The organism is Halopenitus malekzadehii, assembly GCF_900108505.1.
GTDB lineage: Archaea > Halobacteriota > Halobacteria > Halobacteriales > Haloferacaceae > Halopenitus > Halopenitus malekzadehii.
The window spans coordinates 1-9967 of record NZ_FNWU01000032.1; the positions used below are offsets into that span (position 1 = coordinate 1).

13 protein-coding genes are annotated in these 9967 nt (G+C 58.2%); 2 read left to right on the plus strand and 11 right to left on the minus strand.

Annotation, left to right across the window (positions count from 1 at the left end):
* Window positions 1-66: 66 nt before the first annotated feature.
* The 10 genes from BLW38_RS16405 to BLW38_RS15450 all read right to left on the minus strand — a co-directional run bounded on the left by BLW38_RS16405 (window position 67) and on the right by BLW38_RS15450 (window position 8022).
* On the minus strand, window positions 67-660 hold the full coding sequence (locus tag BLW38_RS16405) for a hypothetical protein (RefSeq protein WP_177167545.1): 594 nt from the start codon (window positions 658-660) through the stop codon (window positions 67-69).
* A 564-nt stretch (window positions 661-1224) separates the two neighbouring features.
* Window positions 1225-1869 carry a hypothetical protein gene (locus tag BLW38_RS15410; RefSeq protein WP_245710266.1) on the minus strand — a complete coding sequence of 215 codons (645 nt, stop codon included), beginning with the start codon at window positions 1867-1869 and terminating at the stop codon, window positions 1225-1227.
* A 531-nt stretch (window positions 1870-2400) separates the two neighbouring features.
* A complete protein-coding gene (locus BLW38_RS15415) occupies window positions 2401-2724 on the minus strand; it encodes a hypothetical protein (protein ID WP_092818074.1) in 324 nt (107 codons plus the stop codon).
* A gap of 114 nt (window positions 2725-2838) precedes the next feature.
* A complete protein-coding gene (locus tag BLW38_RS15420) occupies window positions 2839-3642 on the minus strand; it encodes a nucleotidyl transferase AbiEii/AbiGii toxin family protein (protein ID WP_092818075.1) in 804 nt (267 codons plus the stop codon).
* Window positions 3643-3647: 5 nt separating this feature from the next.
* Window positions 3648-4478: a type IV toxin-antitoxin system AbiEi family antitoxin domain-containing protein gene (locus BLW38_RS15425; protein WP_092818076.1), complete on the minus strand. Its 831-nt coding sequence runs from the start codon at window positions 4476-4478 to the stop codon at window positions 3648-3650.
* 124 nt (window positions 4479-4602) lie between these two features.
* Entirely contained in the window at window positions 4603-5535 is a 933-nt protein-coding gene (locus BLW38_RS15430) for a M78 family metallopeptidase domain-containing protein (RefSeq protein ID WP_092818077.1), read from the minus strand.
* 88 nt (window positions 5536-5623) lie between these two features.
* The gene (locus tag BLW38_RS15435; RefSeq protein ID WP_092818078.1) at window positions 5624-5971 is read right to left on the minus strand and encodes a hypothetical protein; all 348 of its coding nucleotides are present in this window, start codon (window positions 5969-5971) and stop codon (window positions 5624-5626) included.
* Window positions 5972-6042: 71 nt separating this feature from the next.
* The gene (locus BLW38_RS15440; protein ID WP_092818079.1) at window positions 6043-7044 is read right to left on the minus strand and encodes a DUF6610 family protein; all 1002 of its coding nucleotides are present in this window, start codon (window positions 7042-7044) and stop codon (window positions 6043-6045) included.
* A gap of 124 nt (window positions 7045-7168) precedes the next feature.
* Window positions 7169-7390 (minus strand): hypothetical protein, encoded by a 222-nt coding sequence (locus BLW38_RS15445; protein ID WP_092818080.1) that lies wholly within the window; start codon window positions 7388-7390, stop codon window positions 7169-7171.
* Between the two features lie 197 nt (window positions 7391-7587).
* Window positions 7588-8022: a DUF488 domain-containing protein gene (locus BLW38_RS15450; protein ID WP_092818081.1), complete on the minus strand. Its 435-nt coding sequence runs from the start codon at window positions 8020-8022 to the stop codon at window positions 7588-7590.
* A gap of 164 nt (window positions 8023-8186) precedes the next feature.
* Between BLW38_RS15450 and BLW38_RS15455 the strand changes: the two genes are divergently transcribed.
* Window positions 8187-8711, plus strand: coding sequence for an HPP family protein (locus tag BLW38_RS15455; protein WP_092818082.1), 525 nt, complete (start codon window positions 8187-8189; stop codon window positions 8709-8711).
* 43 nt (window positions 8712-8754) lie between these two features.
* On the opposite strand, the gene BLW38_RS16055 is transcribed toward BLW38_RS15455, so the two are convergent.
* On the minus strand, window positions 8755-9003 hold the full coding sequence (locus BLW38_RS16055) for a hypothetical protein (protein WP_143040923.1): 249 nt from the start codon (window positions 9001-9003) through the stop codon (window positions 8755-8757).
* A 411-nt stretch (window positions 9004-9414) separates the two neighbouring features.
* On the opposite strand from BLW38_RS16055, the gene BLW38_RS15460 reads away from it, so the two are divergent.
* Entirely contained in the window at window positions 9415-9861 is a 447-nt protein-coding gene (locus tag BLW38_RS15460) for a universal stress protein (protein ID WP_092818083.1), read from the plus strand.
* Window positions 9862-9967 lie beyond the last annotated feature (106 nt).

Below are 9967 nucleotides of genomic sequence, written 5' to 3' on the forward strand. Positions count from 1 at the left end.
GGGCCGGTCGTCATCGTTGGAGATGCGTCGTACCGCGTTGTTCCGGTCGGTGAAGAATCAGACTCGTCAGAAGATGTCCGGGAACTTAGCGTCGATGAGATACGTGCTGCACTCAGCGCTGGCGCAGTAATCGTACTCGGTATCTTGATCGTAATCTTCACCGAGAAATATACCGACATAGATATCCTGAAGAATATCGACCTCTTCCAGTTCCAGCAGGCTACTGGAGACGACAATATGTTCCCATAACTTACCCGTGTGCCAACTAAACTCCAAGTTACACACCTCAGTATGCCTCCAGCAGATTCCTCCCAGCAACAGACGGACGACTTCCATAGTCATCCGCCTATCCAGTGTGATGCGTGCGAGTCTGCTCTCCACTCTAACATAGGTCACACATTGTCCTTCCTTCTCGTGGATCAGCTCACACTCCCGCTCGTTGGATGTGATGAACACCTTGAACAATTCACCTCTGTCTGTGGATTCACTACCGAGAGCACAGCTGAACTCATAGATCATCGGCCAGCCGGCGGTATCAACTGTCCTAGTTGCCACCTCGCACCCCATAATCCAGATCAACCTGTGGTTCCGGTACAGGACGGAGCAGTTGCGATCCTTGCCTGTCCAGAGCATCAAGTGGAGATCGTTGGTCGGTTCCACACAGGTCTTGATATGCAACAGCAGCTAACTGCTTCTCTCGATACGCTACAATAGGCCTCACGTATTCTGATTTATCCGGCTCTGTTGAAATCCTATTCTTCAAATAGGTTCTCGTGTGAAACAGCCGTTCAGTAGATCTGCCTACTCCGCAATCAAGAGTTATACAGTTCTATTCCCGGTTACTCAGTCCGGCACCAATTGCAGCACCAAGTACCACTCCGATAGCGAGCCACAGTCCGAGATTATCCGTAGCAGAACCTATAGCGACCCCAATTGCAAGTCCAATCGCCATCCCAATTCCGGTGTCTTTCCCGCTCGGCCCTGTCTCGCTTTCCCCACTCATATACTATTAGGTGACGTGAGGAGACGGTAAGTCCACCGTCTGTATTGATCGCAGCTGGGTCAGAATATATTACTTGCTGAGGATTTCAACAGAGCCGCGCTGTTTGGAAAGGCGTCTGAGCTGAAGACAACTACACGTTCTTCCATCACTTCGGGGTGGCGACGAAGCCGACCGTCGCTGTTTCTCTTTATATTGGAGAGGCCTGGTAGTGTCAACGCGGATTATTGAGGTACAGACGCCGCCTCACGCCGACTCGCGCGTAACAGGAGGATGCCGAGGCCGATGAACCAGACGATCTGGGTGAGGCCAAAGATGCCGCCGCCGATTTCGCCGAGTGCCGGGATGGCTGAGAGGATGCCTGCCGTACCGACCACGAGACCGACGTAATTCAGCGCCCGGTGTAGTGCCCGTGCCCGCAGTGCGACCACGCTCACGAGGAGGGTCCAGATACCGCCGATGATCTCGTTGCCGCCACCGAGCCCGTCGATGACGGGACTGACCGCTAGCCAGACCGTCGTCGCTTGGGTCGGGTCCGTGCCGTACAGATCTACGACGACGCCCGTGGCGATGTTGGCGATCATTCCACTGGCGATGACGAGCCCGGCCCAGATCAGTCCGAACGCGGTCGTCGCCACCATCAGCATCGGTGCGTTGTTCTTAAGGCGCGCGTGAAGTGCCAAGACGAGCGCTACCAGAACGACGCCGAAGACCACGTAGATGAGTAGGTTCATCGCGTACAGACTCGTCTGGTTCGCCACGAACAGTTCGACCTGCTGGAGTGGCCCGGTAACGTTCGTAAAGTCGAGAACCACGAGGAAGTACATGATGCCGGCCACGTAGATCGCCGCCTCTGTGAGCGCTGCCAAACCACCGACCCGCAGGTAGTTCCACCGACTCACATCGGCCGGCCGCTCAATACTCTCGACTGCTTGGTTAGTAGACGATGCCATGTTGTATCACTGATTATATAATAGCTATCTGAGGATATAAGGGTGCCGCAGGTGCCGCTACTCGTTAATCAGACTGTCCTCATCCCTGTCCAGACGATTCAGACGAGCTCGCCGTCTCGCCCGACAGTCAAGAAACAAGATCGTCCACAGCACACCGGATTTGTCTGGGCTGTGGACTACCTGTATTGACCGCGACCGGGTCAGAATATGTCACTTTCTGAGGATTTCAACAGAGCCAAAAACATCTTTCAACTGGGCAACCCTATCCTACTGTTCGTGCGTAAAAACGGCTCTATCGACTATTAACGGTTTAATATATCTAAAATCTGTTCTCGTTCCCACTGTTTTCACTCTGGACGAGGGGTGTGTAGTCACTACTTTTCCAAGTGCACCAAAATCAAATAGCACACGGGGTGTGGAAAATCTATAATCGGACGTATCGTCCTCTCATTCGTCTGGATTGACTGGTCCTTTATATTTGGACGTAACTTTGTCTCCCTCTCTCCACTGCCAGTAGTAGTAGCGGTTGTCGTTAATCTCCTTGATCGTGATCGTCGCTTTCGACGGGACATCGTCCGGCAGATCGTCGGGGTGCTCTTCGATCTCGCTTTCATCTGAGTCCTCTTCGAGACGTGCCTCGCGAGCTTTGTGCTCAGCTAACTCTTCAGCGTAGCGGGCAACGTGTTGTAGCTGTTCAGAGGGGTACTCGTTGAGTGTGTTGACGAGGTCTGGCGGGAGTTCCGCCGGCGGCGTCGGTGGCTCGTAGGACATCAGCGGTCGCCTCGTGTTAACCAACAAAGCGCGCATCGGCATAGATTTGTTGGTTAATAACCAGAGCTCTGGATACGGCACCTATCGGTCATCGACACCGACATCGACCGTTGCCTACGACGATCCCTGTCGGGAGATCGCCGTCTCCAACTGTTCCCAGACCATTTCGAACGCCAGCGGATCACCGGTCAGGTCCGGCAGCGTAGTCTCCCACTGGTGGCGGATCGTCTCTTGTTGCTCGTCCGGGAGTCCGTCGTTCAGATCAACGGTGAGCCCATCGTGTTTGCACTTCGCGTCGAAGGCGGGACCCACGTCGGCAAAGTTGATCGTGACCGAATCGGTTTCGAGCAGCTGATAGAGGTCGTAGTAGTCACGGGCGGCTCCGCGCTGGTAGATCGCTCGGAGCTTTTCGGCGAAGATCTCCTCGACGCTGTACGCCTGGAGGTCGAATTCGGGCACGTCTTCGTACGCGTGCGTGTGCTGAACGGGGTCGAAGGCGACGTGCTCGTCGACCATCACATCGATGCTGGTCGTGTTGGGGTGGTTGAGGACGGCGCGGTACTGAATGCTGATGTCGACGTAGTGGGTCGGGTAGTGGTCCTGCTGGGATTCGTGGTGCTCGCGAATCTCGAATTCGATGCCAGAGCGGTCGGCAATCGTATCGAGGACCGCTCGGAGCTCCTGTTTGGACCCCTGGTACTCCCCTTCGACGCCAAAATCGAGGTCCTCCGAGAACCGCCACGATTGCGGGAAATACAGCTTGGACAGCGCGGTCCCGCCTTTGAACAGGAGGTTGTCGCCGTAGCCGCTCGTGAAGATGCCCCAGAGGAGCCACGAATTGACGTAGTTCTTCTCGGCGTACCCTTGCCGAACGCCCAGTTCGCGAGCGAGAATCCGGAGCCGGTCCTGACTGATCATCGCGATCAGGACTCCGCCGGCTCCAGCGTGGCTGGCTCGACGTTGATCCGGAGGCGATATGTGCTGTCGGTCGATCCGGTGTCGGGCCGCGTGGGGTCCAACAGGGAGTACCCACTCGTGAACGACGCAACGAGTTCTTCGCGGGCGGGGAGGTCGATGCCGAGCTGGTCGGCGAGGTAGACGATCCGCTTGGTCGCAGCGCCGTTGTCGAGGCGTTCGAGGTACTCGCCGACAGTGACCCAGTCGCAACCCCGTTCGTCGGCAGTACGCATCGCGGTTGCGAGTTCCCGAAGGCCACCACAGAACTCGGGGTGGTCCGCACAGTCGACCAGCGTCTTCTCCAGGTCGCTGACCTGAACGGTCGTGCCCTCGATCGATGTCGGCTCAACGCCGAAGAATTTCCGCTCGGTGACTGTCGTGACGCGGTACGGGACGCCGTGGATCTCCCGGCTTTGCGCTCGGGTCGGCGTGACGACGTACACTGTCCGGGGAACCTGTTCGGTCAGCCCGTGGTGGCTGAGGGCGCTGTAGTAGCCGATGTACATTGGCTCGGCGACGTGGGCGGCGATGAGGTACTCGTGGGTGGTGTACACGGCTTCCTCGCCGGCTGTGAGTGGAATGATGAGATACGTGCCCGGGAAGAGCCGGTCGAGCCAGCCCTTCTCGGTGAGCCGGGAGGCAATCTCGCGGGCGGTGTTTGGGGAAACCTCCAGCGTCGTCTCGATGTCGTCGACGGAGATGATTTGGTGACCCGCGCCAGCGAGTCGTGCAAGGAGTCGACTTTCTCGAGTCGAGAGCCCCTGGCGTATATTTTGCGTTTGTTCTATGGTGCTCATACCTGCGTTTCTTACATAGAGTATAAACACGGGCCTGCTTTAGCCTTGTGACTGCCGCGGACAGCGGAGACGAGCAGACTTAACCAACAGAACCGGGGTGTTGAACCGTGCGTTGGTTAAGGATTCAAGCGCCGTCTTCGACTACGTCGATGAGCTTTTCTGCTGTGGAACTGATCCGGTCGAGACGGTCGCGAACGATCTCGGGATCGTCCGACTCCCACGCAGCCAAGTAGAACGCCGACCCGCTGGTATCTAACCCACAGTACCGCCCGACGACGTACGCGACCGCCTCGGCTTCGACTTCGCGTTTCGACCGCTCGGTGTCGTCGTCGACGTCGAAGTGAAGCAGGGCGTGGGCGTACTCGTGGATCAACGTCCGCGCAAGGTCGGCCTCATTCTCCCGATCACGCACCTCGACACGCGGTTGCATATCGACGAGACTCAGCTGCTCGCAGATGCCTTTCGCCTCGCCGTGCGTCCACTCCGCTTCCGGAACGATCCGCACCGTCACGCCAAGCTCGTCGGCGGCTCCAGTCAGCCGACCGACGAGGTCGCCGGCGTCCCCGGTGGCTTCCGTATCGAGATCAGGAAGCGGTTCGCCTTCGGTCTGAGAGACGTCGAACACCGGCGCAGGCTTGAACCCGACCAGCCCCTCGGACCACTCTTCGGGCGGTGTCTCGTCGTACTCACAGTCGGTGTCCTCGTGGTAGCTCGGCGAGTTCTCGCACTCCGGACACTGCTTGGTGATGATCGGGGCCCAAATCCAGATGGCCGATTCGCCCTCTTGGACGTGCCTGTCGAACTCCTCCTGCCACGTTCGGTAGCCGGCGACCTTTGTCGCGTCGGGGTACTGCCGCTTGATCAGCAGCGTGTTTCGATAGGAGTAGTCGTGGAAGCGGCTCTGGACATCGAGCCATTCCTGGAACTCACCGCTGGCCTGCGCGTCGTCGACCCCGGCGACGAGGTCGTCGATCCACTGTTCGATGGTACTGTTCATCTCGTCGGATCGCGTGTCGGTCTGGTCGAAGGAGACCGACGAGTCACTAGTCGTAGCCATTGTGTTCACCGAATTACGTTCACGGCGACTGCGTCTGTTCAGACCGCGCCGCACCCCTCAGGGGCGTTCAAAAAACCGAGTCTGTCGGTTAGCGGAGCTCGTGGCGTTCGTCCGCAAAGCCGACCGTGACGAGGTACTCGAGGAACTCGTCGAAGCGCTCGACGTCGCTGGGTGAGTCAGTCGCAAGGTGACGCGTCCACTCGATGGCCCACTGGAAGGCGGGATCTGTCCCGCCCTTGCCGTGTAGATACCACCACCGGGCCGCCTTGAGAACCACTATGGGGTTCGTCGGCGGCTGCTCACCGGCGAGCCCACGGGTGATGGATTCGATTTCGTCGGGGACGTCGGCGGGATCGATTTCCGCTGATTGCGTGTTGTCGATATCGACCGGGATATCGTCGATTGAGACGTTGTCGGGACTCTGTTGTTGACTCACTGGAAGTCACCTCTGAGAGCTTTCGAAGGAGCCCTCGCCCTCTCTGGGGGCACGAAAAACAGGTCGCGAAGTCACGCCGACGGGAGGTAGACGCTCTGCTCGCCGGCGATCTCCTCTAGGTTGTTCCGGTGACGATGGCTGAAGTAGCACTCGTAACTGCAGTATCCACAGATTGCGCCGGTATCGTATTCGGCGACGTACGGGCCGCGGCGAGTTCGCCAGACGTTCGTCCCGCACTCGGTACAGGCGGCGTCCTCGAGATCGGCAGGACTCGGACCCTCGTACCCGACGGTCATCCCCTCGTCTTCTGGTGTCGATTCAGGCCAGACCCCGTGTTGCTGCCAGAACTCACGGACGCGAGCGAGGCTGTGACGCACCGTCTTTCGGACGGTGACGTGGTCGGCGTCGCGACCGCTGTCGTCCCAGCCGTCGGCCGTCCAGAATTCACCGAACTGTGCGCCACGATGCAGCCCGTTCCAGTCGACGCCGACGATGTCGGCCGGTGGCTCGTCCGTGAGTGTCGGTCTGGTCAGCTGTCGAATGGCGTTGAGCTGCTTGGGCGGACTCCCGCCGAGGATGTGGACGCGTCGCCCCCTCCAATCGGCTGGGTCGGAGAACTTGTGGGCCAGGCGGTCGGCGTATCCCCGTGAATACCCGAGGACGAGGGTCTCGGGTATCGCGTCGATCACCGCCTGGGACTTCGGAACGACGATGAGCTCGGCCTCTGGATAGCTCGCTTGAATCTCACGAGCAGCAGCGACGTGGGCGTCGACATCGTCAGTATCGTCGACGTCCCCGATGACCCCGACCTCTGGTTCGTACTCGAAGAAACGGTCGACGAACCGCTCCAGATCGGGATTCCGGAAATCGTTGTCGAGCATCCCAACTGGAATCTCGAGGTTTAGGTACTGATCCGTCTGATACCCACAGTCTTCCCGAAACCCGGGGAGAAATCCGAGGGCTAGAGCATCGGCGACGAACGGGGCTCGATGCAGAAACGCCACGTAGTCTGCTCGTCTGGCGGCGGCGATTTCGCGGGCGGTGCTGGCGCTGGAGCTCAGCTCGAGGGACATGATTAGGCTCGCGAGGCCGCTGCTGGCTGCCCCGCACCCATTCAGGGGCCCGAAAAACCGAGGCACAGGGGATTAACCAACAATAGGGGGAACTCACGTGGGGTGTGTTGGTTAAGAATTGAGCTTACTCTTCGTTCTCACGCAGCTCTTCGGCCTTCCACTTGAGCCGACGCAGAATCTGTGTCCGGTTCTGGTGCGCGTTCTCGTAGGCAACACACTCCCGGAGTGTCTCCATATCGGGGATCGTCGCGATACCGGCCTTGATCAGTCGATGACTCGGTGCTTCGAGACGCTTCTCGGGTGGGAACTCGTCGTCAGCCCCGGTGTGACCCACGGACTTTTCCATCTCTATTGCCCTCCATCCCTCAAGGGCGAGAAAGACAGAACAGACGACTCCCTCACCGTCGCGGAGTCAGGCCATTGCATCTTGGAACCGTTCACGCAGCGCGTCCTCGCAGTATTCCAACTGATCGACCTTCTCCTGTAGGTCGACGCAGACGCGCTCGTTATCCGGAAACTGATTGCACCGGCCTGAGTAACTGGCTACAGCTGTGCAGCGAGATGCTCTTTGAGAAGCGTTCGATGACAACGTTTCTGATCGGTGTTTTCGAAACAGACGAAGACGAGCTGCTCTCCGTCTTGCAGTCGGTCAGTAAGTTCGGCGACTGCCTCTTGAGCCTCCGCACCGTCAGTGAGATACGAGCGGTACCGCTCTTCAAATTTGACTTCGTCCCAAGCCGCATTATGCGCGCCTTCGTCACACATCCCTTGCATTTTGAAGTCCTCGTGGCGCTGTTTGAACTCGTCGAGGAGGTTCTCGGGGGGACCGAGTGCCGGATAGTTCTCGTCGACCGTTGTTCGGAACCAGCCGGTTGGCCGCCGGACGACTCCCACTAGCGTTGCTTCCGAGGGAACATCCACGAGGTCGTGTTGCAGCGCCGCGACGTACGTATCCTCGAGACGGTCAGAGGAGCTCATACTCTATTGATAGACTGTTCGACACCCAGGATGGTCAACTTCCCGGTGGACGTGGGGATCAACCTTCGACGAGGAATCAGACCGAAGAATAGTTTCTTCGCTCACGTCCCCGCATACTCGTACGCAACACTCTTTGAGGGTGAAACGCCATCTCGATACAAGCGATGGACGAACGAGTGATTTGGGCGAGTGGTCACGGCGTCGTCCTCCTCGCCGTACTCGCGGGAATTGCGTTCGCTTCTGGCCACTGGGCTATTCTTGTCGCTCTTGCGCCCGCAGCGTATCTTCTCGTCTTCTTCCCACATGATTCGGAGAACTCGCCGAAGACAGTCGTGGTCAGCCATCTGACCGCGCTTGTCGCGGGGTGGCTTACGTATACTGTCCTCGCCCAAGGGATTGCGCCGACGAGTATCGAGCCGATGTCGGAGCCGGGGCTCCGGATCGTCGGAAGCGCGCTACTCGCATTTATCGCCAGTACAGCAGTCTTCTACGTCCTGAGCATCACCCATCCGATGGCCTATGTCACTACTTTCACTGCTGCGATTGGGGGGTTCCCGACGATTCAGTCAGTCGCTATCGCTGCGGGGACGGTCCTCATCGTAACCGGGCTACAGATTATCCGGCGAAAGGTGGGTCCAGATACAGATGCCGCCTCTGGGGCATTCAATGAGGAATTTGCACGGTCATAGCTTCAATCTCGTCCGATTTTCTTCCGATTGACGTACCCACCTGTTAGGCATCGGCAGAGGCCTTCGAATCAGTCCAAACAAAGTACGCGAAGAGCCCCAACCAAGCGGCGAGAACGACGACGCTCGCGATCGCTGCTGTGGAGACTGTGTAGACGGACATATCGGGAGGATCCCCGGTAAGGGCGAATGACCAGACAATAGCAACTACTCCCACATATAGCCCACCAGCAAACGCCAATACCAGCTCTTTGCCACGCGAGAGTGAGGACGCCTTCTCTTTCCAAGATGTCATTTATGTGGGCTCTCGGATATCGTTATCCCGACCCGACCGAGATGACGAATCACCGGAGACTCCTGCCATCTAGTGCTTCTCGGCCCCAGCGAAGGGGGGATTATCGGTGGTCTCGATAGAGCGATGCTCGCATTTTGATGTACCGTTCCGGCCACTCTTGAAAGTGGGTCGCCAACCGGTGAATGCCCTCTTTGACAACACTCCGGAGGGCTGAACCCACTGATTTGGTGGTCTTCACGAGACCCCGGAAGAAGTCCAGGTCTTGACGCATTAAACGGCCATTTTGGGCTTAGACGTATATATCACTGGGTATGACGAACGTCTCAGGCGAAGATAGACACTCCAGGTCCGTATCTGTGGTCACCCTTAACACGCGTCCCCTGATAGTTTTTAGCGGTGATTTGAAAGCCCATGTTCGACCGCGTACTTCTCCCGACGGACGGTAGTGAGGGTGCCCGACGCGCAGAGGAAACTGCTATCGAACTCGCTGATGTCCACGATGCAACGCTGCACGTCCTCTACATCGTCGATCAGCCGACCTCCGTTTCCGGGACTGGTGAGGGGGTTCCCGGGTTGGATAATCTCCTGGACGCCTTGGAGCAGGAGGGAGAGGAAGCTACCGGCGATGTTGCAGCGCGAGCGGAGGACCGTGGTGTCGAGGCGACGAGCGCTGTCCGACGTGGAAACCCGCACGACGACATTCTCACGTACGCCGAAGAGAACGATATCGACGTGATCGTGATGGGTACCCACGGCCGGACGGGTGTCAAACGGGCGCTCCTCGGTAGCGTAACCGAAGACGTCGTCCGACACTCCGAGATCCCGGTCTTGACTGTCCATCGCGATCCGGAAGCGTAGGTCTCGTACACCCAGTCTCAGTACCTCACAAAGCATCCACAGCTAGCTGTTTCTGCGGCCTGAGTTCTGTCTCGAAGCGGTTGTACTGATGGTCTCGATGAGATGA

Coding starts and splice junctions, on each gene's coding strand:
- BLW38_RS15415 (WP_092818074.1), bottom strand. CDS start 2,724: ATGTCCTACGAGCCACCGACGCCGCCGGCGGAACTCCCGCCAGACCTC.
- BLW38_RS15420 (WP_092818075.1), bottom strand. CDS start 3,642: ATGATCAGTCAGGACCGGCTCCGGATTCTCGCTCGCGAACTGGGCGTT.
- BLW38_RS15425 (WP_092818076.1), bottom strand. CDS start 4,478: ATGAGCACCATAGAACAAACGCAAAATATACGCCAGGGGCTCTCGACT.
- BLW38_RS15430 (WP_092818077.1), bottom strand. CDS start 5,535: ATGGCTACGACTAGTGACTCGTCGGTCTCCTTCGACCAGACCGACACG.
- BLW38_RS15440 (WP_092818079.1), bottom strand. CDS start 7,044: ATGTCCCTCGAGCTGAGCTCCAGCGCCAGCACCGCCCGCGAAATCGCC.
- BLW38_RS15445 (WP_092818080.1), bottom strand. CDS start 7,390: ATGGAAAAGTCCGTGGGTCACACCGGGGCTGACGACGAGTTCCCACCC.
- BLW38_RS15450 (WP_092818081.1), bottom strand. CDS start 8,022: ATGAGCTCCTCTGACCGTCTCGAGGATACGTACGTCGCGGCGCTGCAA.
- BLW38_RS15455 (WP_092818082.1), top strand. CDS start 8,187: ATGGACGAACGAGTGATTTGGGCGAGTGGTCACGGCGTCGTCCTCCTC.
- BLW38_RS16055 (WP_143040923.1), bottom strand. CDS start 9,003: ATGACATCTTGGAAAGAGAAGGCGTCCTCACTCTCGCGTGGCAAAGAG.
- BLW38_RS15460 (WP_092818083.1), top strand. CDS start 9,415: ATGTTCGACCGCGTACTTCTCCCGACGGACGGTAGTGAGGGTGCCCGA.